22 protein-coding genes and 3 tRNA genes are annotated in these 24,817 nt (G+C 68.5%); 12 read left to right on the top strand and 13 right to left on the bottom strand.

The window, feature by feature from the left end:
• Nucleotides 1-153: 153 nt before the first annotated feature.
• Nucleotides 154-1,269, top strand: a complete 1,116-nt coding sequence (locus MARKY_RS07600; protein ID WP_013704291.1) for a pyridoxal-phosphate-dependent aminotransferase family protein — start codon at nucleotides 154-156, stop codon at nucleotides 1,267-1,269.
• Here the strand turns inward: MARKY_RS07600 and MARKY_RS07595 are convergent.
• A complete protein-coding gene (locus MARKY_RS07595; protein ID WP_013704290.1) occupies nucleotides 1,266-3,398 on the bottom strand; it encodes an Ig-like domain-containing protein in 2,133 nt (710 codons plus the stop codon). The genes MARKY_RS07600 and MARKY_RS07595 overlap by 4 nt on opposite strands.
• A gap of 146 nt (nucleotides 3,399-3,544) precedes the next feature.
• On the bottom strand, nucleotides 3,545-4,276 hold the full coding sequence (locus MARKY_RS07590) for a nucleotidyl cyclase domain-containing protein (RefSeq protein ID WP_041657952.1): 732 nt from the start codon (nucleotides 4,274-4,276) through the stop codon (nucleotides 3,545-3,547).
• Nucleotides 4,277-4,295: 19 nt separating this feature from the next.
• Between MARKY_RS07590 and MARKY_RS07585 the strand changes: the two genes are divergently transcribed.
• Complete coding sequence (locus tag MARKY_RS07585) at nucleotides 4,296-5,591, top strand: replication-associated recombination protein A (RefSeq protein WP_013704288.1); 1,296 nt, start codon at nucleotides 4,296-4,298, stop codon at nucleotides 5,589-5,591.
• Here MARKY_RS07585 and MARKY_RS07580 read toward each other — a convergent pair.
• Together MARKY_RS07580 and thrS are read right to left on the bottom strand one after the other, a co-directional pair.
• A complete protein-coding gene (locus MARKY_RS07580; protein ID WP_013704287.1) occupies nucleotides 5,588-6,379 on the bottom strand; it encodes a PaaX family transcriptional regulator in 792 nt (263 codons plus the stop codon). The genes MARKY_RS07585 and MARKY_RS07580 overlap by 4 nt on opposite strands.
• A gap of 66 nt (nucleotides 6,380-6,445) precedes the next feature.
• Nucleotides 6,446-8,386 carry a threonine--tRNA ligase gene (gene thrS / locus MARKY_RS07575; RefSeq protein ID WP_041657950.1) on the bottom strand — a complete coding sequence of 647 codons (1,941 nt, stop codon included), beginning with the start codon at nucleotides 8,384-8,386 and terminating at the stop codon, nucleotides 6,446-6,448.
• 125 nt (nucleotides 8,387-8,511) lie between these two features.
• Here thrS and MARKY_RS07570 point away from each other — a divergent pair, with 125 nt between their 5' ends.
• From MARKY_RS07570 to MARKY_RS07555, 4 genes are all read left to right on the top strand, one after another.
• Nucleotides 8,512-9,546 carry a BtrH N-terminal domain-containing protein gene (locus MARKY_RS07570; RefSeq protein WP_169311732.1) on the top strand — a complete coding sequence of 345 codons (1,035 nt, stop codon included), beginning with the start codon at nucleotides 8,512-8,514 and terminating at the stop codon, nucleotides 9,544-9,546.
• A 175-nt stretch (nucleotides 9,547-9,721) separates the two neighbouring features.
• Nucleotides 9,722-10,336 carry a cupredoxin domain-containing protein gene (locus MARKY_RS11430; RefSeq protein ID WP_013704284.1) on the top strand — a complete coding sequence of 205 codons (615 nt, stop codon included), beginning with the start codon at nucleotides 9,722-9,724 and terminating at the stop codon, nucleotides 10,334-10,336.
• Between the two features lie 18 nt (nucleotides 10,337-10,354).
• A complete protein-coding gene (locus tag MARKY_RS07560; RefSeq protein WP_013704283.1) occupies nucleotides 10,355-12,037 on the top strand; it encodes a cbb3-type cytochrome c oxidase subunit I in 1,683 nt (560 codons plus the stop codon).
• Between the two features lie 10 nt (nucleotides 12,038-12,047).
• Nucleotides 12,048-12,254 carry a hypothetical protein gene (locus MARKY_RS07555; protein ID WP_013704282.1) on the top strand — a complete coding sequence of 69 codons (207 nt, stop codon included), beginning with the start codon at nucleotides 12,048-12,050 and terminating at the stop codon, nucleotides 12,252-12,254.
• Nucleotides 12,255-12,310: 56 nt separating this feature from the next.
• Here the strand turns inward: MARKY_RS07555 and MARKY_RS07550 are convergent.
• From MARKY_RS07550 to MARKY_RS07540, 3 genes are all read right to left on the bottom strand, one after another.
• A tRNA-Val gene (locus MARKY_RS07550) sits at nucleotides 12,311-12,387 on the bottom strand.
• A gap of 3 nt (nucleotides 12,388-12,390) precedes the next feature.
• Nucleotides 12,391-12,467, bottom strand: a tRNA-Val gene (locus MARKY_RS07545).
• 4 nt (nucleotides 12,468-12,471) lie between these two features.
• A tRNA-Cys gene (locus MARKY_RS07540) sits at nucleotides 12,472-12,546 on the bottom strand.
• A 112-nt stretch (nucleotides 12,547-12,658) separates the two neighbouring features.
• On the opposite strand from MARKY_RS07540, the gene MARKY_RS07535 reads away from it, so the two are divergent.
• Both MARKY_RS07535 and MARKY_RS07530 read left to right on the top strand, forming a co-directional pair.
• Entirely contained in the window at nucleotides 12,659-14,107 is a 1,449-nt protein-coding gene (locus tag MARKY_RS07535; protein ID WP_013704281.1) for an ATP cone domain-containing protein, read from the top strand.
• Nucleotides 14,104-15,087: a S41 family peptidase gene (locus MARKY_RS07530; RefSeq protein WP_013704280.1), complete on the top strand. Its 984-nt coding sequence runs from the start codon at nucleotides 14,104-14,106 to the stop codon at nucleotides 15,085-15,087. Before MARKY_RS07535 ends, MARKY_RS07530 begins: the two co-directional genes overlap by 4 nt.
• 4 nt (nucleotides 15,088-15,091) lie before the next feature.
• On the opposite strand, the gene MARKY_RS07525 is transcribed toward MARKY_RS07530, so the two are convergent.
• From MARKY_RS07525 to MARKY_RS07505, 5 genes are read right to left on the bottom strand one after another with little or no spacing between them, the layout of a single operon-like run.
• Complete coding sequence (locus tag MARKY_RS07525; RefSeq protein ID WP_013704279.1) at nucleotides 15,092-15,397, bottom strand: hypothetical protein; 306 nt, start codon at nucleotides 15,395-15,397, stop codon at nucleotides 15,092-15,094.
• Complete coding sequence (locus MARKY_RS07520) at nucleotides 15,394-15,684, bottom strand: hypothetical protein (protein WP_013704278.1); 291 nt, start codon at nucleotides 15,682-15,684, stop codon at nucleotides 15,394-15,396. Before MARKY_RS07520 ends, MARKY_RS07525 begins: the two co-directional genes overlap by 4 nt.
• Before the next feature lie 27 nt (nucleotides 15,685-15,711).
• The gene (thrC, locus tag MARKY_RS07515) at nucleotides 15,712-16,767 is read right to left on the bottom strand and encodes a threonine synthase (protein ID WP_013704277.1); all 1,056 of its coding nucleotides are present in this window, start codon (nucleotides 16,765-16,767) and stop codon (nucleotides 15,712-15,714) included.
• A gap of 2 nt (nucleotides 16,768-16,769) precedes the next feature.
• The gene (locus MARKY_RS07510; protein WP_013704276.1) at nucleotides 16,770-17,792 is read right to left on the bottom strand and encodes a homoserine dehydrogenase; all 1,023 of its coding nucleotides are present in this window, start codon (nucleotides 17,790-17,792) and stop codon (nucleotides 16,770-16,772) included.
• A 7-nt stretch (nucleotides 17,793-17,799) separates the two neighbouring features.
• Nucleotides 17,800-18,288 carry a GNAT family N-acetyltransferase gene (locus tag MARKY_RS07505; protein ID WP_013704275.1) on the bottom strand — a complete coding sequence of 163 codons (489 nt, stop codon included), beginning with the start codon at nucleotides 18,286-18,288 and terminating at the stop codon, nucleotides 17,800-17,802.
• A 62-nt stretch (nucleotides 18,289-18,350) separates the two neighbouring features.
• On the opposite strand from MARKY_RS07505, the gene MARKY_RS07500 reads away from it, so the two are divergent.
• On the top strand, nucleotides 18,351-19,592 hold the full coding sequence (locus tag MARKY_RS07500) for an aspartate kinase (RefSeq protein ID WP_013704274.1): 1,242 nt from the start codon (nucleotides 18,351-18,353) through the stop codon (nucleotides 19,590-19,592).
• 19 nt (nucleotides 19,593-19,611) lie between these two features.
• Entirely contained in the window at nucleotides 19,612-20,109 is a 498-nt protein-coding gene (locus MARKY_RS07495; RefSeq protein WP_041657947.1) for a 2'-5' RNA ligase family protein, read from the top strand.
• 6 nt (nucleotides 20,110-20,115) lie between these two features.
• Here MARKY_RS07495 and MARKY_RS07490 read toward each other — a convergent pair whose 3' ends face one another.
• The gene (locus MARKY_RS07490; protein WP_013704272.1) at nucleotides 20,116-20,565 is read right to left on the bottom strand and encodes a SufE family protein; all 450 of its coding nucleotides are present in this window, start codon (nucleotides 20,563-20,565) and stop codon (nucleotides 20,116-20,118) included.
• 65 nt (nucleotides 20,566-20,630) lie between these two features.
• Here MARKY_RS07490 and mutS point away from each other — a divergent pair, with 65 nt between their 5' ends.
• Nucleotides 20,631-23,168, top strand: a complete 2,538-nt coding sequence (gene mutS / locus MARKY_RS07485; protein WP_041658342.1) for a DNA mismatch repair protein MutS — start codon at nucleotides 20,631-20,633, stop codon at nucleotides 23,166-23,168.
• A complete protein-coding gene (gene mutL, locus MARKY_RS07480; RefSeq protein WP_013704270.1) occupies nucleotides 23,165-24,799 on the top strand; it encodes a DNA mismatch repair endonuclease MutL in 1,635 nt (544 codons plus the stop codon). Before mutS ends, mutL begins: the two co-directional genes overlap by 4 nt.
• The last annotated feature ends 18 nt before the right edge of the window (nucleotides 24,800-24,817 follow it).

The following is a 24,817-nucleotide window of genomic DNA, read 5'->3' as shown; positions in this document are numbered from 1 at the left end:
CAGGCAAGCCCCCCGGCTATAGTAAGGACCAGAAGATGCGCCTCTTTGTGCGAGCTACCCCCTAAGGCGAGCCCCTCCCCCGAGACCGGGAAGGGTTCGCCTGGGTATGCCCCATAAGGGGCGCTTTCTTCATTTCGTTTTGGGAGGAACGCGATGGTACTGCTCACCCCCGGACCGACCCCCATCCCCCCCAGGGTGCAGGCGGCGCTCGCCCGTCCCATGCGCGCCCACCTGGACCCCGAGGTGCTCGAGACCAACCGCCGCATCCAAGCCTTTCTGCGCGACCTGTACGATCCCGGGGAGGGCGCGCTCGTGGCCGCGCTCGCCGGGACCGGCAGCTTGGGCATGGAAGCGGGCCTCGCGGGGCTCACTCGTGCGGGGGATCGCGTGCTCGTCCTCGAAAACGGCGCGTTCGGTGCTCGTATCGCGCAGATCGCACGCCAGCACGGCCTCGAGGTCGACGTTGTTTCCGCTCCGCCCGGCTGGCCGGTGGACCCGGAGGACGTGGCGCGGGCCCTGCGGGCGCGGCGCTACCGGATCGTAGCGGTGGTGCACGGGGAGACCTCGACCGGGGTGCGTAACCCCGTCGAGGCGATCGGCGCGCTGGCCCGGGCGCACGGGGCCTTATACATGGTGGACGCCGTGACCACCGCGGGAATGCTGCCCTTCTCCATGCAAAGGATTGGGGCCGACTACGCCTTCACCGGAAGCCAGAAATGCCTCTCCGCACCGCCAGGCCTCGCGCCTTTCGCCCTCTCGGCCCGTGCCCGCGCAGCGCTCGGGACGGGGCGTGTCTGGTACACGGACTTCACGCGGATTGCGGCCTACTGGGAGCAGCACGCTTACCACCACACCGCCCCCGTCCCGCTGCATTACGCCCTCGAGGAAGCCCTGTCCGTGGTGTTTGAGGAGGGGCTGGAGGCCCGCCGGGCACGGGCGGAGCGGTTGTACCGGGCGGCGGCCTCAGTCCTGGAAGACCTGGGGTTTCGGGTGTTCGCTCGGGAAGGGGCTCGCCTCGAGACCGTGCTGGTGGTGACGGTTCCCGAATTCTTGGACGAGGCCGAGCTCCGCCGAAGGCTGCGGGCAGCGGGCGTGGTCGTGGCCGGAGGTATCGGCCCCACGGCCGGGCGAGTCCTGCGGCTCGGCCTGATGGGTGAGGGAGCGCGCGAGGCGCACTACCGCGCCTTCTTCCGCGCGTTAGAGCAAGCGCTGGGGCGTGCCGGGCTGGAGGAGGCCTTCGCTGGGGCCCTGGAGGCGCCGGTCCGTTAACGCACCCGCACCCGCACGTCCTCCGTGGGTTGCGGGGTCGGGGTGGTGTCCGTGATGCGCAGGGTGATCGAGCCGCGCGCGGTGCCGCTCGGGCGGAACGCGCCCACGTACACGCCGTCGTTCGCGTAGGCGTCCCGGAAGCCCGCCACCGTTCCGCCGTCATCGAACATCCGCCCGTCAGCCACCACGTCGCCGTCCCCGCTGGTGACCGTGAAGAACAGATCGTGCCCCACGGCCGGCAGGCCGAACGCGTCGCGTACGAACGCCACCACCTGGACCATCTCCACCCGGTTCGCGGTCATGGGAAAGGCGATCGCCTCGATCTCCGCACTGGGGTCCAGCTCGAGCTCGACCTGCTCGAACGGCCGGCTGCGCGGGGCGAGGTCCGTGACGCGCAGGATGATCTCCCGCTCCACGGAGGTGCCCCCCGCCTCGTACAGCGCGGAGTGCACGTTATCCCCCGCGAGGGCGTCGGGGAACTCTCCATCGTTCCGCGCCTCCTGCAGGATACGGCCCGGCCCGCTCACCACCTCGGTCAGGTACCGGTTGCCCTCCCGCTCCAGCTCGAGCCCCTCGAAGTTGAAGATATCCACGAAGGCCTGCGCCTGGCCTGCGGGAAGCCGGTCGGGGAACACTACGACGGTAGGGGGTTCGGGCGGTGCGGTCGTGATCTCGTCGGACTCGCTCTCGGTCTCCCCGTCGGGGAGGAGGATCGTGGCGAGAACCCGTGCCCGGCTCCGGCTCACGGACTCGCCCGCGGTGAAGGAAGCCACGTACACGCCGGTTCCTTCCGCTCCGGAGAGGTTCTCGAGCTCTTGCGGGGGCTGATCCAGGGTCGCGTCCCCTTCGGTAAAGGCCAGATTCAACTCGAAGTCTGGGGCCTCCTCGAGGGCTGCGTTCGTGTAGGCGACCACGACAAGGCCCTTGGACTGCCCGTCGCTGAACAAGGGATCATCGGCGTACGCTGTGACCTCCAGCTGCTGGCGCTGACTGCTGCGCCGGCGCGTGCTGGAGACGGTGCGGATGCGCACGTCGGTACGAGGGTTCCGGAGGGTAGAGACGTTCGTGATGCGGACCGTGGCGCTGCCGGACTCCCGCGTGGCGGTGAAGGTGAAGTAGTACACGCCCGAGCCTTCCCCTGAGGCGAGCGGGATCTCGCGGCCTTGGGAGACCCGGCCGGGGCCATTCACCACCTGCGCGAAGAGCTCCCCTTCGGAAAGGCCCCGCACGAGCTTGCCATCCCCGTCGCGCACCGCGACCACGATGGTGGCGGTGTTGCCCGGGGTTACCCTGCCGTCCTCCTCGAGGACCCGCACCTCTTGAGGAAAGGCCTTGCCCGTGAGCCGGGCGGCTTCCACGGTCTTGATGCTCACGCGTTTTTTGAGCGAGCGGGAGATCGTGGGAAGCGTCACCTCGATCGTGGCGTTGCCCGGAGCGCGGCCGGCCGTGTAGCGGGCCACGTACCGCCCGCCGGCGCTGCTGACGGGGGTGATGGTGCCGGGGCCGTTCACCACGCTGAACGTCACCTCGGCGTCCAGCGCGGGGCGTTCCAGTTCATCCAGGACGTACGCGATGATTGTGGCCGAGTCCTTACCGTCCGCGAGGAGCACCGCGTCGTCCACGAACACGTCCAGCTGCTCCTCCTCCGCAAGCTCGATCTCGAGGGTCTCGGTGGGCACGTTCGTGCCTGGGAAGTTCAGCCAGACCACGGTGATCGTTGCGGTTCCGGGCACCGTGCCGGCCCGAAACCGGGCCACGTACATCCCGTTTCCGAGGCTCACGCCGTTCACACTGTTGCGCGCAACCTGGCGGCTGCGGTCGAGGGACGCCTCGTCTTGCGCGGCCTCGGCGCTCGCGTCGCTGCCCAGCTCTGGGGTGAAGAGCGTGCCCACCCCGCCTTGTAGGATGAAACGCACCTGCTCGTTATTGAAGGTGTTCCCAGCTCCGTCTGAGAGGAAGGCGACCAGGGTGGTGGTGCTGATGCCATCCGCCGTGAGCTCGTCGCTCACGGAGAAGACGCGGAACACCACCCCCGAAGGCGAGCCTTGCGTGCGTTGTGCGGCCGCTAGGGGAAGCCCCCCGACCAGGAGGGCCAACGCTATACCGATCATGAGTTTGGGGCCTTTCACTAAGGTCCCCCCTTTCGTTTTCCCTAGCCTGCCCGTGTGTGGGGTGGAGCATGTGTGTCGCTGCTGACACGACGATCACTTCGTCACGTGAACCCGTGACGCGCGATCACGGGCACCCTACCCAGGCCCGGTAAGGAAGCCCTTAATTATACGCCGAGCTCGGCTTGCAGTTGTGTAAGCGCGTGCCGCAAATCCCCTCCTTGAAAGGGCAAGACGCACACCCGAGGAACCCCCAGAGCCCGCTCGAGCCGCTCCCGAACCCGCAACGCTGCCTCAGGAGCTGCGTTTTGGAGGACGATCAGAAACCGGTCTTTCCCCAGGTAGAACACCAGGTCCGGGCCTCGGACCAGATCGCGAACCCGCGGGTGCTGTTCGGGGGCTACCTCGAACAGCATCAGCATGACCGGGTGCCGTCGCGCGAGGCGCTCCAGGCTGTCCGATAGGGCTTCGAGCGCCCTGCGGTTCATGGTGCGGGTGCGCGCGTCCTGGTAACGCGCCTCTAAAAGCGGTTGGAGGGGGCGGTGGTTGAGCGGACGGAGGCCGGCCAGTAACCCGAGGGCTGCAAGGGCGTACGCGAGGCCTTCAACCATGCCGAGCTGTGCCGCTGTAGGGCCGAGCTCGAGCAGCGCATTCGCGGAGTGTAAGGCCACGCCGCCCGCGAGGCTGCCGATCCCCGCGCTCCACGCGAGCCGCGTAGGCTGGGGTGCGAGGGCCCGCGCGTAAAGACTCGCGCACCCCGCGAGGAGCAGGGCGGCGAGCAGATGGACGAACCCGGCTCCGAGCGGGGCGGGGCGCACCTCGTACACCGCGAAAGGCGCGAGCCCCGCCACCACGAACAACCAAGGGAGCAACCCCATCCAAGGCGGCATCAACTTCATTTCCATTAGAATAGCAAGGATGGGCTTGTTTACCCCTTCTGCGCCGCTTGCTGAACGGGTGCGGCCCCGGAGCCTCGAGGAGGTCGTGGGGCAGGAACACCTGACCGGTCCCGGCAAGCCTTTCCGCCGCATGCTCGAGATCGGGCGGCTCCACTCGATGATCCTCTGGGGGCCTCCGGGGGTGGGGAAGACCACGCTGGCCCGGGTGCTGGCCCAGGGGGTGCGGGCGGAGTTTATCCCGCTCTCTGCGGTGGCGGCTGGGGTTAAGGAGGTCCGGGAGGCCGTGGCGCGCGCCGAGGCGGCGGCGCGGGTGGGGCGGCGCACGGTGCTTTTCCTGGACGAGGTGCACCGCTTCAACAAGGCCCAGCAGGACGCTCTGTTGCCCCACGTGGAGTCCGGCCTCCTCACCCTGATCGGTGCGACCACCGAGAACCCCTCCTTCGAGGTGAACCCCGCCCTGCGCTCGCGGGCGCGGGTGTACGTGCTGAAACCCCTGGAGAAGGCCGACCTGCTCCGGGTGTTGCAGCGGGCCCTCGAGCACCCGGAGGGCCTGCCCGGCGTCGCGGCGGAGGCGGCGGCGCTGGACCTCATCGCTGCGGGCGCGATGGGGGATGCGCGCCGGGCCCTGGCCGCGCTCGAGCTGGCCGCGGAGCTCGGCGAGGGGCGCGTAACCGTGGCTGCGGCCAGGGAGGCGCTGGGGGCGGGCGGAAGCCGGATGGACAAGGGCGGCGAGGCCTTTTACGACCTGACTTCGGCCTTGCACAAGGCCATCCGCGGTTCGCACGTGGACGCGGCGCTGTATTACCTGGCGCGGCTCGTCGAGGGGGGCGCGGACCCAATGTACGTGGCGCGGCGGCTCGTGCGGATTGCGGCGGAGGACGTGGGCCTCGCGGATCCGAACGCGCTGCGCCTGGCCATCGCGGCGAAGGAAGCCTATGCGTTCTTGGGCTCGCCGGAGGGGGAGCTGGCGCTTGCGGAGGTCGCGGTGTACCTGGCGCTCGCCCCGAAGTCGAACAGCGTGTACGTGGCGTGGAAACGCGCGCGGGACGCGGTGCAGGCCCACCCCCACGCCGAGGTGCCGCTCCACCTCAGGAACGCCCCCACGGGCCTTTTAAAGGCCCTCGGGTACGGGGAAGGGTACGCGTACTACCATGACGATCCCGAGGGCAGCTTCGCGCAAGCCTACCTCCCCGAAGCGCTTGAGGGGGCGTCCTTTTTCGAGCCGCGTGGCGAAGGGTGGGAGGCGCGCTTGCGTGAGCGGTTCGCGGCCCTGAAGAAACGCTTCGCGGAGGCAAAGCGGGGGCGGGAGGGTTAACGCGAGGCCGCGGAGAGGGTGGGGTGAAGCAGGGGCTCCGCCCGCCGGTAGAGGGCCGCGCGCCAGCACAAGAACCGCTCGAGGGCCTGGGGACCTAGGAAGCCGGGGGGGGTTAGTTCAGGGGGCAGGCCGGGGTCGAGGAAGAGGAACTTGCGCGCTTCGTGCACGAGGCGGACGAGCCGCGCGAAGGCTTCCTGGGGGGAGAGGGCGTCAAACGCCGGTTCGGGCATCTCGAGGAACGTCCGGTACCGCTTTTGGATCTCTTCGAGGTGGTAGCTCTTCCGGATGAGCTCGAGCGGCGCGGCCTCGGTGAGGCGTTCGGCCTCGAAGAGCTCGACGTAGGGGGTGAGCCGGTAAAACCGCACCAGGTCGCGCGCCGCGTCGAGTTTGGCGTTCGGGTTGATCCACACGCCAGGGGCGGGGGTGCCGAACCCGAGGAGGACGAGTTCGTTGCGGAACTTGTCGCGCTGCGAGCGCTTGTCTTCTGGAACGGCGTAAACGAGGATCCGCCACTTGCCGTCCCATTGGGCGCCGTCCTTAGGGTAGAGGCGTTCGCGTACCTGCTTGACCTGCCAGGCCACGCGGGGGCTTAAGCGGTAGTACGCGCGCCGGCCTTCGCGCTCCGGGATCAGCCAGCCGCGGCTCGTGCTGCGGGAGACGGCGGCGCGCACGGCGGGCTCACTGAAGCCCAGCGCCTCCATCCAACGCACGAGGTCCCCTACCCAGGCCCGGTTCTTGGGGTAGAGGAACTCCATGTATAGCGTAAAGAGGGTCGAGCGTGCCCGCATACGTACAGTCTACCGAACCCGTGCGTTTTTGGGCTCGGGTGCGTGAAATCAGTGAGGTTTCGGCGGTTAGGCGCGGGCTTGGACGCGAGCGACAAGGTCTTGCACCACCGCCTCCAAGGGGCGGGTGGCGCGCTCCTTGGTGCGCCGATCCCGCACGGCGACCGTACGCTGCGCTACCTCCTGATCCCCCACCACCAGGATCACGGGCACCTTCTGCGTTTCCGCGTCGCGGATCTTGGCGTTCATGCGCTCGCTGCGGGTGTCCACCTCGACCCGGATCCCGGCCTCGCGGAGGGCTTGGGCGACCTCACGCGCGTATGCGAGGTGCCGGTCCGTGATCGGCACCACCACCACCTGGACTGGGGCGAGCCAAAGCGGAAACTCACCCGCGAAGTGCTCGATCAGGATCCCGATGAACCGCTCCAGCGACCCGAAGGGCGCGCGGTGGATCATGACGGGTCGGTGCGGCTCGCCGTCGGGCCCCACGTAGGTGAGGTCGAACCGCTCGGGGAGGTTGTAGTCCACCTGGATCGTGCCGAGCTGCCATTCGCGGCCCAGCGCGTCCCTCACCACGAAGTCGAGCTTCGGGCCGTAAAAAGCAGCGTCCCCCGCCTCGACCGTGTAGGCCAGCCCCACCTCCTCGCAGGCCTCCTGGATCTGGCGTTCGGCGAGCGCCCACTTCGCGTCCTCGCCCACGTACTTGTCCGAACTGGGGTCGCGCACCCCGATCCGGGCACGGTAGTTCTCCATCCCGAGGGTGCGGAAGACGTGCATCGTCAGGTCCAGTACGCTCAAGAACTCTTCCTTCACTTGCTCGGGCGTGCAGAAGATGTGCGCATCGTCCTGCGTGAAGCCGCGCACGCGCGTCAGGCCGTGCAGCTCCCCGGACTGCTCGAAACGGTACACCGTGCCGAACTCCGCGAGCCGCAGGGGCAACTCCCGGTAGCTGCGGGGACGGGCGGCGTAGATCCGGATGTGGTGCGGGCAGTTCATGGGTTTGAGGAGGTAGGCCTCGTCCTCGAGCTCGATCGGGGGGAACTGGCTGTCCGCGTAGTAGGGGTAATGCCCCGAGGTCTTGTAGAGCTCGAGGGAGCCCACGTGCGGCGTGGTGACGAGCTGGTACCCGCGGCGGAGCTGCTCCTCGCGCATGAACTGGACCAGCAGCTCGCGTACGGTGTTCCCCTTCGGGAGCCAGAGCGGCAGGCCCTTGCCCACCATGGGGTCGATCAAGAAGAGCTCGAGCTCGCGCCCGAGCTTGCGGTGGTCGCGTTTTTTGGCCTCCTCGAGCTGCCACAGGTAGTGGTCGAGCTCCTCCTTGGTGCGGAACGCGACCCCGTACACGCGCTGCAGCATGGGGCGGGTCTCGTCCCCGCGCCAGTACGCGCCCGCAACGTGCGTGAGCTTGAAGAACGGGGGGATCTTGCCGGTGGAGGGCACGTGCGGGCCGCGGCAGAGGTCGGTGAACCCCTCCTGTTCGTAGAAGCTGATCTCCTCGTCCTCGGGCAGGTCCTGGATGAGCTCGGTCTTGTACGGGTCCTTGCCGCGGTAGCGGGCGAGGGCCTCCTCCCGGGAGAGCACGTAGCGCCGGAGGGGCAGGTTGCGCTTGAGGATGTGGTGCATGCGCTTTTCAATCGCCGGGAGGTCGCTGTCGGAGATCGGTTCGGGCGCGTCGATATCGTAGTAGAACCCGTTCTCGATGACGGGCCCGACCCCAAGCTTGACCGCGTCTGGATCGTACCCCTTCTCCTGGAAGAACTCCTTGACCGCCTGGGCCAGCACGTGGGCCAGCGTGTGGCGGAACAGGTGCTGGTACTCGGGGTCCTTGCGGGTGATGATGCGGACCTCCGCCCCCTCGGGCAGGGGTTTGAACACGTCGTAGAGCTCCCCGTTCACGATCGCGCCGACGGCCTCCTTGGCGAGGCTCCGGCTGATGCGTTCCGCCACGTCCTTGGCCGTCGCGCCTTGGGGGAGCTCGAGGGGTTTCCCGTCCGGCAGTCGTACCGTCATCATTCAACCTCCCCAAAAAAACGCGGCCCGCCTAAGCGAGCCGGGGGGATGCGCGCCGCTCGGGCTAACTTCCCCCCCGGCCCCAGGTGGTGGTCGTGCTGGCCGGCCGCCTCATGTTAGGCTTCATGGTAGCGCTCGGCCGCACGCCGCGTCAATCCTGGAGCCGGGAGGTGTGGATGCGCGTTCAGCTCGAGGCCTTCCCCCACGAACCAGGCCAGCACTGCTCCTCGACGAGCTTGAGGAGCGTTTTGGCCTACGACGGCGTCGTGCTGCCGGAAGCCGTGATCTTCGGGCTGGGCAGCGGAGCGGGGTTCCTGTACTGGCGGCACTCGAGCCGCTCGCCGACCCACCGCTTCAACGGCCGGGCCCCCGACCTCGAGGGCAAGTTCTACCGGAACCTGGGGTACGCGCTCGAGTGGGCGGGACGCTGGGACCCCGAGGGCCTCGCGCGGGCGATCCGGGCGGGACGACCGGTCCTGGCGCAGACGGACCTCGAGGCCCTCCCGTACTACGATCCGGTGCACTTCCCGGGGCACGGGGTGGTGGTTGTGGGGGTGGACCTCGCCGCGGGCGCCGCGACCCTCGCCGACGTGGCCAGCCCAGCGCTCCAGACCGTGCCGCTCGAGCGCCTTAAGGCCGCGCTTTCAGTCGCGGCGCCGCCCATGCTGGCCCCGTACCGCTGGGCGGCGGCCCCGCGGGTCGAGGTGCACCTCGAGCCGGAGGTGTTCCGCCGCGCCATCCGGGTGGCGGTGCGGGGCATGCTCGAGCCGGAGGACCCGGAGCGCGAGGGGTTGGGGGCGATGCGGCAGCTCGTGGCGGACCTGCCCGCTTGGGGGGAGGCCCCGGATTGGGCGTGGTGCGCCCGGTTCGCTTACCAGTCCATCGAGAAGCGCGGCACCGGCGGGGGGAACTTCCGGCTGCTCTACGCGGCGTTTTTGGAGGAGGCCGCGCGCTACCTGCCCGAGCTCGCTCGCCTCGAGGCGGCCCGGCGTATGCGCGCGGTGGGGAGGGTGTGGCGGGAGCTGGCGCGCCTCTTTAAGCGGGTCTTCGTTGAGCAGGACCCTAAGGGGTTTGGGCAGGTGGCCGCGCGGATGCGGGAGGTCTGGGAGGCTGAGCGGCGGATTTGGGCGGATTTGGCGGTTGTGGGGGAAGCGGGGTAGGAAGAGGACGTTCCGGGCCAACCCCAATTTTGTATAGCCAGTATCCCTGTTGTAGAGAGGCAACGTGGGATGCTTTTCTTATCCTTTAAAAAAGTAAAGGGACCTCTGGCTCTTACAAAGCGAAAACCCCACCCTTATATTCCTAGGCGAGTGTTAAGGAGGTGTTAAGGGAGCGATGCGGCACCTAACCACACGGCCCGGGGTTATTCTTGCCCTTTCCTTCGTCATCGTGCTGCTGATACCGCTTTGGGCAGCGCTAGGGTTTTTCCAGAGCCCCGCCGAGGCGGAAGAAGGCGAGGGGCACGGCGGAGGTATGGCCATGGCGCGGGAGGCCGCTATTAAGGAGTTCGTTGCTCAGGCCCAGGCCTTTCTCGTGTCGAACACGCGCCCCGATGGGTGCGTGGACCCCACCTACGCCCAGCCGGTGGAGGACGTGGTGGAGGCCGATGGGCACGAGGCCACGCTCGCGCAGCATGAGGAAGATCACGAGGAAAACCCCGTGGTCTACCTCCGCGCCATGCAGTTCGGCTACTTCCCGCCCAAACTCTGCCTCAAGGCCGGTCAGGCCTACACCTTCAAGATGATGGCGACCGATGTGACCCACGGGGCCTCGATCCAGCTGGGTGATGCGAGCTATATGGTCCGGTTGCCGCCCGGAGTGGAGGTGGAGCAGCAGGTGGTCTTCACCAAACCCGGCGAGTACCTCATCTACTGCTCTTACTACTGCGGGGTGGGGCACCCGTTCATGAAGGCGCGCATCATCGTTGAGCCTGCGGAAGGTGAGATGTAGGGCGTAGGAGGTGGATGAATGAGCCTTACTGCTGCGACATCGAAGTTAAGGGAAGGGCTGAAAGCGCTGACGCCCGGCGAGAAGCGGATCCTAGGGGTGTACTTTGCGCTCGCCCTGTTAGCGCTCACCGCTGGGGCTGTTGGGGCGATGCTACTGGGCCTCCAAGCCGCGGGCTTCGTTAAGCTTCCGCCGCTTACCGTCTTCAAGGCCCTCACGGTGCACGCTTCCTCGGCCTTCTTCTACTGGCTGTACTTCGTGCAGGCGGGGGTCACGCTGGCCTTGATCCTCGCCTACACGCCAGGGGCCCGGCTACAGCCCCCGTGGAGCTCGTTGGTTTGGGGCGGGCTTGGGCTCATGGGGATTGGGTGGGTCGTCACCGTGTTGAGCGCGATGGGCGGGGCTGCCGTGCTCTACAGCGCGCCTCAGCCGCTGACCCAGCAGTTCAAGGGAGGAACGGCCTTCCTCCTCGGGTACATCCTTACGGATCTCGGCCAGGTGCTTGTGGGGATCGCCGCCATCGCCACGGCGATCCTTCCCAAACTCCGGGGGCAGGTCCGGGAGTGGAGCGCGATCACCTTCGCCGCCGCACTGTGGAACGGCCTGTTGGTGGTGGCCTCCTTCATCGCCCTGATCGCGTACGTACCCGCGCTGCAGATGATGCTCGGCATGACGCCCTTCATCAAGAACTTCAACTACGAGATGAGCTGGGGTGTCATGTTCCACAACACCCACTACCTGCCTTTAATGTCCACCGTGCTCGTGTGGTACGTCCTCGCCGAGGCCACGACCGGGGTGAAGAGCATCTACGGCGAGCGGTTCTCGAAGTTCATCTTTTCACTGTATCTGGTGCTCGTTCCCGTCACTTCGCCCTACCACATGTTCCTCGAGCCCGAGGTGCCGGCCTCCACTAAGCTGATCGGCTCCATCCTTTCCGCCTTTATCGGGGTGCCGACGCTGGCCGTGGGGCTCATCATCGCCTCCTCGTTGCAGGCTGCGGCCCAGGGCCAGGGGGCGCGGGGGTTGTTTGGTTGGCTCCGTTACCTTCCCTGGCGCAATCCGGCGTTTTCTGCTATCGGCCTGGCGCCGGTGAGCGCGCTCGCTGGCGGGGCGGTCTCCTACGTGCTGATCCAAGAGCGGTTCGCGCCTCTGGTCAGCGACACCTTCGCGGTACCGGGGTACTTCCACTTCTTCACCGTGGGCATGGTTAGCCTCACCTTCCTGGGGGCGCTGGTCTACATGATTCCCGCCTTGACCGGGCGGCCGCTCTGGTTGCCCTCGCTCACCACGGCCCTCCCGTATGTGCTCGCGGTGGCGGTGTACGTCTTTGGGTTCGCCGGGGTGTGGGCCGGGTACGCGGGGGTTCCGCGCCGCACGCTGGACGTGAGTTTTGGAGGAGATGCGCCGGCCTTGTGGGTCACGCTGATGAGTGTTGTGGGCACTGCGGGGCTCGTCATGGTCCTCGTCTTGTTGGCGTACGTCGCCGTTCTGGCCGTAAGCGCCTTATTGAACGTTCGTGCCGGCCTGCGGGTCGAGGCCTTCCCCGTGGCGAACCTTCGCCCGGAGGACGCGGCGGGGCAGCCGGCCTGGTTCGCGCCGGTGACTGCCGGCACCCTGCTCGTGGTGATGTACGCGGTGACCTGGGTGGCGTTTCGTCTGATGCAGAGCCTGCCGCTCGTCACGATCGGCGGGGGCGGGCACTAGGGGGTGAGCCATGAGCTGGGACGCAAAAGCGCTGCTGGTCCTAATGCTCATCTGGGCCTTCATCGCTGCCATCTTCGTGCCGGTCCTCGGCATGGTGGAGGGCGCGCGGGGATGGGGGGTTGGTGCGGGGGTCTTCCTAATCCTGTTCCTTTGGCTCGTGTGGGCGGAGGGCCAAAGCGGGCGCGATCACGAGGAGGATCCGCAACGCCAGGGCTGAACGCTCTCGGTAAGCTAAAACCCAAACCCGCCGGGAAGCTTCCCGGCGGGTTGTTATGGTAGGCGCGGGCGGACTTGAACCGCCGACCTCTACCGTGTCAAGGTAGCGCTCTAGCCACCTGAGCTACGCGCCTATGTGGTGGGCGCGAGTGGACTTGAACCACCGACCTCTACCGTGTCAAGGTAGCGCTCTAGCCACCTGAGCTACGCGCCCACTTTGGAGGCGCCGGCCGGATTCGAACCGGCGAATGGAGGTTTTGCAGACCTCTGCCTTACCACTTGGCTACGGCGCCCCGCAGCACCCGATATGTTAGCATGCCCCTAAGGGAGTGTCAACCGACAAGGGGTCTGTCTGGACACAAAACTTTAGTTTATGTTAGTGCAGGGTATAGGCGGTTCATGAGAATGCGGGAAATCTACGTCGTCACGCCCAGAGGATACCGCTGGCCCTTTTCTAAGGGCCTCATCATCGAGTCCTTGATCAATGCCGGCCTCGGTGTGGAAGCCGCGAACGCCGTCGCGCACACCCTCGAGGAGCGCCTCAAGCAGCGGCGCAAGGCCGAGATCACCACCGGCGCCTTGAAGCGCATGCTGCTTCAAGAGGTCCGCCGCACCGGCAACGCGCAGATCGCCAAACGGCTCGCGCGCCAAACCCAAAGCTTCGAGGAGATCCTGGTGCGGGACGAGCAGGGCGTCCGCCCTTTCTCCAAGGGGTTGTTGGTGCGCAGCCTCGAGGAGGCCGGGTTTGCCCTGCGCGAGGCCTACGAGCTGGCCAAAGCCGTCGAGCAGCGCCTCCGCCGCGCGGGGGTGCGCTCGCTCACGGGGGAGGAGCTCGAGGCAGTCGTCGGGGATGAGGTCGCGCGGCGTTACGGTGCGGCGGCCCGCGAACGGTACCGGGAGCGGCTCGCCCTCGCCGGGGAGGTGTTCGTAGCTGAGCCCGGCGGCGAGCCCCGCATGCCCTTTTCGAAGGGCATCCTGGCCCAGTCCATCATGAGCGTGGGGCTGGGGCCGGAGCAGGCCTACCGCATCGCGCGCGAGGTGGAGCGCAGCCTGGTGGAGTCTGGGCGGGTCGTGATCGACCGGAACGCGCTCCGGGAGCGGGTTGCGGAGATTTTACAGGAGGAAGCCGGGGAGGAGGTGGCCACCCGCTACCTAATGCTGCGGGCGGTGCGGCGGCTCGAGCGGCCGGTACACATCCTGATCGGCGGGGTGAGCGGGGTGGGGAAGAGCGTGCTGGCCTCGGCGCTCGCCTACCGGCTGGGGATCACGCGCATGATCTCCACCGACGCGGTGCGCGAGATCCTGCGGGCGACCGTGCCGCAGCCCCTCGTGCCGACGCTGCACACCTCGACCTTTGACGCCTGGTGTGCGCTGGCCGGGGTGGAGAGCGCAAAGGAGGCCTCGCCCAGCGATGAGCAGGTGCTGCAGGGGTTTCGCGACCAGGTCTCGCGCGTTGCGGTCGGGATTCGCGCCATCCAGGAGCGCAGTGCCCGCGAGCACACCTCGCTCGTCATCGAAGGGGTGCACGTGGTCCCTGGTTTTTTGGCGCACCCCGCGCAGGCGGAGGTCATCCAGGTGCCGATGCTCGTCGTGGTCGAGGACGAGGAGGTGCACCGCGGCCGGTTCAAGCTGCGCGACACCGAGACCCAAGGGCGGCGCTCGGTGGAGCGGTACCTCAAGCACTTCCACTGGATCCGTTTGATCCAGGACTACTTGCTCGAGCTCGCGGTGACCGCGAACATCCCCGTGATTCCGGGGGAGAACCTGGACAAAGCGATTGAAAAATGCATCGAGGTCATTACGGATAAATTCCAGGAAGTGTATCGTATAGGAGAGTTGGGAGGCGCACGGTGAAGCGTGTATTTATTGGGAGCCTTGTTCTGCTGGGCGTGGGGATGGGGCTTGCGAACCCGTTTGAGGCCCGGTTTGACCAGGCCTGGCGGCTGGTGAAGGAACTGTACTGGGACACCGCCTATAACGGCACGGACTGGGACGCGGTGGGCGAACGCTACCGCGCGCGAGCGCAGGAGGTACAAAGCTGGGAGGCGCTCTACCAGCTGCTCGACGAGATGTACCGCGAGCTGGGGGACGACCACTCGGCCTTCCTGAGCCCCGCCGAGGCCCGGCGCGCCCTGAAGGGCGCGGCGTGCCTGCCGGTGCCGTTTCCTGAGGTGTGGGAGGCGCCTCCTCCAGACGCCACGACCCTCCCCGAGCCGGAGGAGGCCGAGCCGTTGGAAGCCCTCGAGGGCGAGGTGCACACGGAACGCATGGGCGAGGTAGGGTACCTCCGCGTGCCCCACCTGATCGACCCGAGCGTACCCGAAACGCTGCGGAGCGCCGTCCGCGAGTTCGAGGCGCAGGGCGTGCAGGGGTACGTGCTGGACCTGCGCGACAACCCCGGTGGGCTCGCCCTGAGCATGGCGGAGGTGGCCTCCCTCTTCATGCGCGGCGTGCCCTGGCGCATCGTGACGCGCACTTTAGGGGTGATGCCGCAACCCACGCTGCCGTTTTGGGGGCGTCCTGATACCGAAAAACCCCTGGTCATCCTGACCAACGCGAACGTGCACTCCGCCGCGGAGGGGCTTGTAGGGGCTCTGCAACGCGCCGGGCGGGGGGTGGTGGTGGGCGAACGCACCGCGGGGAACACCGAGGTGATCCTGCCCTACTGCTTCCCGGACGGGGCCGTGGCCTTCGTCGCGACCGGGGTGCTCGCGCCCCTCAACGGCCCCACCTGGGAAGGCCGGGGGATTGAGCCGGACCTGGTGGAGCCCGACCCCGACCGGCAGCTCGAGCGGGCGCTCGAGTACCTCCACGCCCGCATCCAGGAGCGCTGAGGCCTTAGCCTTTGGGCATAAGGCGGTACGCTGCGTACGGCAGCCCCAGGCCGAGGGCAGCTCCCACGAGGTAGGCGAAGGGCGTGCCGTATACGGTGTGCACCAGAAGCAGGACAAGCCCCATGCCCGCGATGAACGGATGAACGCGGGGAGTGGGGCGGTACTGTACGCTCCATGCCCCGAAGAGCAGGCCGATCGCGACGCCGCTCCCCACGGGGTTGGGGTTCCCGAAGAACCAGTACAGGTAAAAGATCGCGGCGGCCCACACGAGGGCTTCCGCGACCCGTTTGGCGTCCAGCCTTGCCATCATATGCGCACCCAACGCCACACGACGCCCGAGGCCAGGGCAAGCCCCACCCCGCCCCAGGCCACGAGGGGCTCCTGCCCCGCGAACCCCAACGCGCTGCTCACGACCCCCGCGATCAAGAAGAGCGGCGCGTATTTAGGGTTGACCGTCAAGCCAAGCAACGACGCGATCAAAAACCCGGCCGCCGCGGGGGGCAGGGCGCTGCCCACCACGACCAGCAGCACGAGCAGGCTCACCGTGATCAGTAGGCCCGCGGTGTACGCCCCGGGAAACGGCTCTCTCTTCTCCATGCCCCCCAGTTTAGCGCAAGCCCGGCCCTACTCGAGCCCCGCCGCGCGCGCCACGGCCTCGAGGGTCGCGGGCACCGGTTCGGGCAGGCGGGCCAGGCGTTCCGCGGTGCCGGGGTCCTTGAGGCCGTGACCGGTGAGGGTCAGGACCACGCGAGCGCCCGGATCGATCCGGCCCGCGCGCAGCCAGCGCCACACCCCCGCGAGGGCTGCGGCCGAGGCGGGCTCGCAGAAGATCCCTTCCTCCGCGGCGAGGTACCGGTAGGCGGCCAGAATCTCCTCGTCGGTCACGGCCTCGACCGCGCCGCCGGACTCGTCCCGCGCGCGCAGCGCACCCTGCCAGCTCGCGGGGTTCCCGATGCGAATCGCGCTTGCAATCGTCTCAGGGGCCTCGACGGGCCGACCCTGTACGATGGGCGCGGCGCCGGCCGCCTGGAAGCCCAGCATCCGGGGGCGCTTTCCGATCACACCGTCCGTGAAGAGCTCGCTGTACCCCATCCAGTGCGCGGTGATGTTGCCCGCGTTCCCCACGGGCAGGGCGTGGTACTCGGGGGCCTCCCCCAGCGCCTCAACCACCTCGAAGGCCAGGGTTTTCTGCCCCTCGAGCCGGTAGGGGTTCACCGAGTTTACGAGGGCGACCGGGTAGGCCTCGCTCAGCGCGCGCACTAGCCGCAGCGCGGCGTCAAAATTCCCCTCGATCTGGACGATCCGCGCGCCGTGCACCAGCGTTTGCGCGACCTTCCCTAGGGCCACGTACCCCGCGGGCAGCACCACGATCGCGCGCACTCCGGCCCGCGCGGCGTAGGCCGCGGCCGAAGCCGAGGTGTTCCCGGTGGAGGCGCAGGCCACCGCCTGCGCGCCAGCCTCGAGGGCTTTGCTCACCGCCAGGGTCATGCCGCGGTCCTTGAACGAGCCGGTGGGGTTCAGGCCCTCGTACTTGGCGTAAAGCTGCACGCCGCGCTGACGGGCCTCAGGGGGACCCTTGAGGGGGATGAGGGGGGTGGAGCCCTCGAGGAGCGAGACGATCGGGGTGCGTTCGCTCACGGGGAGGCGTTCACGGAAGCGTTCGATCAACGGTCGGGGCATCGCTAAACCTCCTCGAACCTTGAAGCTTCGATCGCGGGGGCGGGGACTGGAGCGGGGAGGGGCGGGTGGCCGGGGTACCCTTCCAGCAGGCGGTACAGGTCCCCGAGCAGCCCGCTCGCGGTGACCAGGCTGCCCGCCCCGCCGCCCACGATGCACACTGCGCCCACCGCGTCGCCCTTGAAGTACAGCGCGTTCTGCGAGAGGGAGGCCTGGGCCAGGGGGTGGTCCTGCGGCAGCTTGACCGGACGCACCCGCGCGTGCCAGCGGCCCTCCTGGGCGTACAGGCTCGCCACGAGCCGCACCACCTTCCCCTCACCCCGGGCCGCCCGCAGCACCGCCGGGGTGAGGTGCTCGATCCCCCGCGTGTGCCGCCGCACCGCTTCCCAGGGGAAGCTGGGGTCGGCCACGAGCCGCGCGAGCACGGCCAGTTTGTGCGCCGCGTCGATGCCCGCGACGTCCAGCGTGGGGTCGGCCTCGGCGTACCCCTTGGCCTGCGCCTCGGCTAGGGCCTCCTGGAAGGTGGCTCCGGTCTCCATGCGGCCCAGGATGTAGTTCGTGGTGCCGTTCAGGATCGCGTGCAGCTCGATCAAGCTGCTGCCGCGCAACGCGCCCGACAGGGGTTCGATCACGGGCGTGCCCGCCATTACCGCGGCCTCGTAGAAGAGCAGCCCCTCGAGGGCATGGGGTTTGAGTGCGTCCCACGCCTCGGCCAGCAGGGCCTTGTTCGCTGTGATGACCGGAAGGCCGGCCTCGAGCGCCGCCAGCACCAACTCCTGGGCCCGGCCGGTCCCGCCCATCGCTTCCACCACGACGTCGGCGTCGGCGAGCAGGGCGTCGGCCTCGGTCGTGAGCCGGTCGGTGGGCACCCAGGCGGGTCGGGGCTTGGCGGGGTCGCGCACCAGAATGCCGGTGATGCGCACCTCCGTACCTAGGGTTGCCAGCCGTTCGGCGTGAGCGGTGAGCAGCTTCACGAACCCGCTGCCCACCGTTCCGGCGCCGAGCAAGGCTACGCGGAGCGCTTCCATGGCAGGATTATACGAGGCGCGCGTAGCGAAGCAGGGGAACGCCCTCCCCGCGCACCACCACGCGTTGCGCCTGTTGGAGGGTGAAGCCGTGGCGTTCGTAGAACGCGCTGCCCTTAGTGTTGCCGCGCAGGACGGAGACCTCCAGGCGCGCCAGGCCGCGCGCGCAGGCCCAGGAAAGCCCAGCCTCGAGCAGGGCCTTGCCGGCCCCAGCCCCTTGGTGAGCGGGCAGAACGTAGATCCGGAAGAGCTCGGCCACCCGAGGCGCGATCGGACCGAAGTGCGCGAACCCCACGACCGCGCCTTGCGTCTCCGCTACCACGAATAGGTCCATGCAGCACGCTAGGGTGCGCTCGAGGGCTTGGGTGCTGTAGGCGTGCGTTAGGAAGTGCGCGATCAGGGGGTGGGGGAGGAGGTGTTGGTAGGTATCCCACCAGGCGAGGCGCGCGACTTTTTGCACGCCGGGGATGTCGCTTGGTGCGGCTGTGCGGACCCGCATTGCGCTGAGTATACTCGCTGCTCGAGGCCCGCCCCGGCTTGTGTTAATATACACAGCTAATTATGGCGCTGATCGTGCAGAAATACGGCGGCACCTCGGTGGGGGATCTGGACCGGATCCACAAGGTGGCCCAGCGGATTCAGCACTACCGGGAGAAGGGGTATGCGCTCATCGTGGTGGTCTCCGCGATGGGGCGAACCACCGACGAGCTGATCGCCCTCGCGCGGCGGGTTAACCCTCGTCCCCACCCTCGCGAGCTGGACCTCCTCACCACCACCGGGGAGCAGACCTCGGTCGCGCTCTTGGCCCTGCAACTCCAGGCCATGGGCATCCCCGCCCGGGGGTTCGTGCAGCACCAGATCGGGATCCGCACCGACGGGCGGTACGCCAACGCCCGCATCACCGAGGTGAACCCCCACCGGATCCTCGAAGCGGTCCGGGAGGGGAAGGTCGCGGTCGTGGCCGGTTTCATGGGCACCACGCCCGAGGGCGAGCTCACCACGCTTGGACGCGGCGGTTCCGATACCACCGCGGTCGCGATCGCTGCGGCGGTCGGCGCCAAGGCTTGCGAGATCTACACCGACACCGAAGGGGTGTACACCACCGACCCGCACCTGATCCCCGAGGCGAACAAACTGCCCCGCATCGGGTACGACCAGATGCTGGAGATGGCCGCCCTCGGCGCGCAGGTCCTCCACCCCCGCGCGGTTTGGTACGCCAAGCGGTACGGGGTGGTGCTGCACGTCCGCTCGAGCTTCAGTTACAATCCAGGCACGATCGTTGCGGAGGAAGGCATGAAACTGGATCGTCCCGTTACCGGAGTCGCCCTCGACCTGAACCACGCCCAGATCGGCCTTATCGGGATCCCCGACCGGCCGGGCGTAGCGGCCAAGGTCTTCGAGGCTTTGGGGAGCCGCGGCATCGCGGTGGACATGATCATTCAGGGTGTGCCGGGCCACGACCCCTCCCGCCAGCAGATGGCCTTCACGGTGCCCAAGGATAGCGCGGAGGAGGCCCTCGAGGCGCTCGAGGACGTCCTGGCCGAACTAGGGGGGGAGGCCGTGCTCAACCCCAATATCGCCAAGGTCTCCATCGTGGGGGTGGCCTTGGCCTCCACGCCGGGCATTCCTTCGCGGATGTTCGAAGCGGTCGCCTCGGTCGGCGCGAACATCGAGATGATCGCGACCAGCGAGGTGCGCATCTCGGTGATCATCCCGGCGGAGTACGCGGAGGCCGCGGTGCGCGCGGTGCACGCGGCGTTTGAACTGGACCGTCTCGACGTCGCGGCGGAGGGGGCCGAGTAACCCCGTATACTATTGGGTCGTGTACGGTGTGCTTGCGTGGCCTCCAAAGGACCTGTGCCGCTTTTTTAAGGAACTGCAAGCGGTGCACGGGGTTTCCGGTTACGGGCCACCCCACCTGAACCTACGGCAGCCCTTTCAGTGGGAATGGGGAGAAGAGGCATTGGCGCGTGCGGTGGAGGGCATCCTGCGGGGGCACCACGCCTTCCGGGTGCGGCTTGGGGGGTGGCGTACTTTCAGCAGCGGCGTCGTGTACCTACGCGCGTACGGCGGCACGCCCTTCAAGCGCCTGTACCACGCGCTAGAGCCCCTCGCACCGCCGGAGAAGGAGATCGAAGGCCCCAGCTACATCCCGCACCTGACCCTGGCGTTGGGGTTGGACGGAAAGGCAGCGGAGGCGCTCGCCGCGCGCCTACCGCTTCCGAAGCGGAAGTCCTTCCTGCTGCGCGAGGTGGCGCTGGTGCGGGACGATGACGGGCGGCTGGTCGAGGTCGCCCGCTTCTCCCTCGACCCTGCCTAGACGGGATTATGCGCGGCCCGTGCGTTCCAGAACCTGGCGCTTGATGCGTCGCAGCACGGCCTCGAGGCCGCGGAGCCGCAAGGGGCTCACGACCTCGCTCAGGCCCATGGGTACGTAGAAGTCCTCCGGGGTGTCCAGGACCTCCTCGGGCGTAGCACCGCCTAGGCCTTCGGCGAGCATGCCGGCGAACGCCCGCACCGTGGGCGCTTCCTTGGGGGCGTCAAAGTACAGGGCGACCCGTCCGTCGCGGACCTCCGCGTGCACGAAGAACGGTGTCTGGCACTCGTGAACGCGCTCGAGCGGCACCTCCACCCCTTCGGGCAGGCGGGGCATGCGCTTGGCGAAGTCCAGCAGAAGCTCGGTTTTAAGCATCTTGGGGCTTTGGGCGAACATCTGGATGATCTCGCGAAGCTTGGGGGTGCAGCGCTCCAGGCGCGGGTCCGTACGCACGTCCATGCCTTCATTCTAGGCCGCGCGGTTCGGGAGCCAACGTGGGGGGGGTTACCCCGCCGCCGTTTATGATGGGAAGCATGACGCTGAAGGGCGAGGGTAAAGGGCCCCTGCCACCGCTTTTGCAGCAGTACGTGGAGCTGCGCGACCAGTACCCTGAGTACCTGCTGCTCTTTCAAGTGGGGGATTTCTACGAGTGTTTTGGGGAGGACGCGGAGCGCCTCGCCCGGGCGTTGGGCCTCGTGCTCACGCATAAAACCTCGAAGGACTTCACCACGCCCATGGCGGGGATTCCCGTCCGGAGCGCGGACACCTATATCGAACGCCTCCTGGCCCAAGGGGTGCGCGTCGCGCTCGCGGATCAGGTGGAGGACCCCCAGGCGGCCGAGGGGCTCGTGCGCCGGGAGGTGACCCAGCTCATCACGCCGGGCACGGTGACCGAAGAGAACCTGTTGCGTCCCGACGCGAACTACCTGGCGGCCCTCGCGACCGGGGACGGGTACGGCCTGGCCTTGATCGACGTCAGCACCGGCGAGTTCCGCGGCACGCACCTCTACAGCCGCACCGCGCTCTACGACGAGCTCGTGCGCTACCGTCCCGCAGAGGTGCTGCTCGCCCCGGAGCTTTACGAGCACCCCGAGTTCGGCGAGGAACTCCGCCGCCGCTTCCCGGTGATGCTCGCTCAGGCCCGCTTCGACGTGGAGGAAGCCCGGCGCACCCTCACCGCGCACTTCGGGGTACCGCCCCAGGGGGTAGACACTCCCGCCTTGCTGCGCGCCGCGGGCGCGGTCCTCGCGTACGCCCTCGAGACCCAACAGGGACGGCTGGCGCAGGTCACGCGGTTTCTGCGGTACGATCCCGGCGCGTACATGCAGCTCGACGGGGTGGCCCTCGCTACCCTCGAGGTCTTCGAGGCCCAGTTCGGGGGAGGGGAGGAACGCACGCTGTTCGGGGTCCTGAACCAGACCCGCACCGCGCCGGGACGGCGGTTGCTGCGGGAGTGGTTGCGCCACCCGCTGCTGGACCGGAACCTGATCGAGGCGCGGCTCGAGGCGGTCGAGGCCTTCGTGCGGGATGCGGTGCTGCGCCGCGCGGTGCGCCGCGCGCTTTACAAGGTGCACGACCTCGAGCGGCTCGCTGGCCGTCTGGCGAGCCACCGGGCGAGCGCTCGGGACCTCGCGGCCCTCGCGCGAAGCCTCCGGCTCGTGCCCGCACTGCGCGCGGAGCTCGAGGGGTGCGAGGAGGACGCTCTTCTCGCTCTGGCCGAGCGCCTGGACGGAATGGCCGAGGTGCGCGAGCGCATCGAGGCTGCACTGGTGGAGGACCCGCCGCAAAAACTCACGGAGGGCGGCCTGATTAAGGACGGGTACGACGCCGAGCTGGACCGCTTGCGCGGTGCGGCCGAGGCTGGACGGGCGTGGATCGCGGCGCTCGAGGCCAAGGAACGGGAGCGCACCGGAATCCCCACGTTGAAGGTGGGGTTCAACGGGGTGTTCGGGTACTACCTCGAGGTCACCCGGCCCTACTACGCTCAGGTCCCCGAGGATTACCGCGCCGTCCAGACCTTGAAGGACCGTCAGCGCTACACCCGGCCGGACCTGCGCGAGAAGGAACGCGAGATCCTGCGGGCGGAGGAGGCCGCGCGTAAGCGTGAGTACGCGGTCTTCAGCGAGCTTAGGGAGGCGCTTGTGCCGTACGCGGAGCGGGTGCGGGACCTTGCGGCGGCCCTTGCGGAGCTGGACGTGTACGCGGCGTTGGCCGAGGTCGCCGCCCAGTACAACTACACCCGGCCGCGCTTCAGCGAGGACGGCGTGTTCCGCGTGCGTCAGGGGCGGCACGCGGTCGTCGAGCGGCACGGGGCCTTCATCCCGAACGATCTGGAGCTCTCCCCCCAGCAGCGTCTCGTGATCCTTACCGGCCCCAACATGAGCGGGAAGTCCACGTACCTCCGCCAGAACGCTCTGATCGTGCTGCTCGCTCAGATCGGGAGTTTCGTGCCGGCGGAGGAGGCGGTGCTGCCCGTGGTGGACCGGATCTACACGCGGATCGGCGCGGCGGACGACATCGCGGGGGGGCGCAGCACCTTCATGGTGGAGATGGAGGAACTGGCCCGCATCCTGCAGGGCGCGACGGAGCGCAGCCTGGTGCTTTTGGACGAGGTGGGGCGCGGTACGAGCACCTACGACGGCCTTTCCCTCGCCTGGGCGGCCGCGGAGTACCTGCACGACACGGTGCGGGCCTACACGCTCTTCGCCACGCACTACTTCGAGCTCACCGCCTTGCCCCAAAGACTCCCGGCCGCGCGCAACTTTCACGTGGCGGCTAAGGAGGAGGCGGGCGGGCTGGTGTTTTACCACCAGGTGCTGCCCGGGCCGGCCTCCAAGAGCTACGGCCTCGAGGTCGCGCGCCTCGCGGGCGTGCCGCCAGAGGTGGTGACGCGCGCCCAGCAGCTCCTCGCGGGCCTCGAGGCCCGGGGAGGGGACGCGGCGGCTGAGGTGGTGGAGGCGCTCCTTTCCGTGGATCTTTCCCGCCTCTCACCCCTGGAGGCCTTAATGCTCTTGCACCGAATTCAGGAGCGGTTACGTGGAGTGGCGGTGAACGAAGGATGATCCGGCGGTTGCCCCCCGAGCTGGTGCGTGAGATCGCGGCCGGCGAGGTCGTGACCGCGCCGGTGGACGTGGTGAAGGAGCTGGTGGAGAACGCTCTCGACGCGGGCGCGACGCGCATCGAGGTTGAGCTGTGGGCGGGAGGGATCGAGAAGATCGTGGTGACGGACAACGGCGCGGGGATTCCTAAGGCGGAGCTGCCCCTCGCCCTCGAGCGCCACGCGACCAGCAAGCTCGAGGACCTCTCCCGGATCCGCACCCTGGGGTTTCGCGGGGAGGGGTTGTTCGCGATTCGCGCCTCGGCGCGCCTACGCCTTACGAGCCGACCGGCGGACCAGCTGGGCGGGGCGACCGTTGAGGCCGAGGGGGAAGCGGTCACCCTCGTGGAGCACCCCGCGCCTCCAGGCACCCGCGTGGAGGTCACCCGGCTCTTTGCGCACCTGCCCGCCCGGCGCGCGGCCCTGGAGAGCCCGGCGGCCGAAGGGAAAAAGATCGTGGCCTACCTGACGCGGGTGTTGCTGCACCGACCGTACCTCCGGTTGCGGCTCGCGATGGACGGGGAGGAGAAGTGGGTCTTCGCGGGGGGGGAGGCTTTGGAGGCCGCGCGCTTCATCTGGGGGCCGGTGACCGCGAACCGGTTGTTGCCCGTGCGGATGGTGCAGGAGGGGTTGCGCCTGGAGGGCTTGATCTCCCGGCCGGAACTGGTGCGTCCCCGGCGCGACCGGTTGCACCTCGCGGTGAACGGACGACCGGTGGAGTGGCCGGAGGGCCTCCTTAGGGCTGTGGTGCGCGCGTACCGCGAACTGCTCCCGGCCGGGCAGTATCCCGTGGGCGTGCTGAACCTCGAGCTGCCCCCGGAGGCGGTGCTGGTGAACACCACCCCGGCCAAGGACCGGGTACGCCTCCTCGAGCCCGAGCGCGTGGCGGAGTTTGTGGAGCGCGCGGTGAGCGAGACGCTCGCCGCGCACCCCTTGGCGCGCCCTTTGCCCGAGTTGCGCCCGGTGGAGGGGGTGCGCCCGGCGCGGGGGCATCGGTTCCCTCGGTTACGGTACCTGGGGCGGTTTCGCGACCTGTACCTGATCGCCGAGGCGGAGGATGAGCTTTGGGTGGTGGACCAGCACGCCGCGCACGAGCGCATTCTGTTCGAGGAGTTGTGCCGCCGGTACCGGGAGGAGCCGCCTGTGGAGCTCGCGCACCCGGAGCTCGTGCCCCTCACCCCGGAGGAGGAGGCGCGCTACGCCGAGCGTAGCGCGGAGCTCACGCGGGCGGGGCTGGTCCTCGAGCCGTTCGGGAGCAGGCGGTACCGGGTGCGGAGCGTGCCCGCGTTCTTAGCGGCGCACCCGGAGCTGGTCGCGGAGGTGGTCAAGGGGGCGCTGGGCCCTGCGGGGTTCGAGAAGGCGTGGCGCGCGGTGTTGGGGCGGCTCGCGTGCCTCCCGGCGATCCGGGCGGGGCATCCCCTGGCCCAGGCCTCGGCGCAGGCGCTCCTGGACCAGCTCGCGGCGTGCGAGACCCCGTGGGTGTGCCCGCACGGTCGCCCCACCGCCCTGGTGTTGAGCGAGCTCGAGCTCGCGCGTCGTTTTGGGCGGCGAGGGCAGCGGGCGGTGCCCTTCCGCGAGGTGGAGGAGGAGGCCTGAGCGCGTGATCTGGACGCT

Source organism: Marinithermus hydrothermalis DSM 14884, from assembly GCF_000195335.1.
GTDB classification, from domain to species: domain Bacteria; phylum Deinococcota; class Deinococci; order Deinococcales; family Marinithermaceae; genus Marinithermus; species Marinithermus hydrothermalis.
The sequence above is the reverse complement of the archived record's forward strand: the minus strand, read 5'-3'. Positions and strand labels throughout refer to the sequence as shown.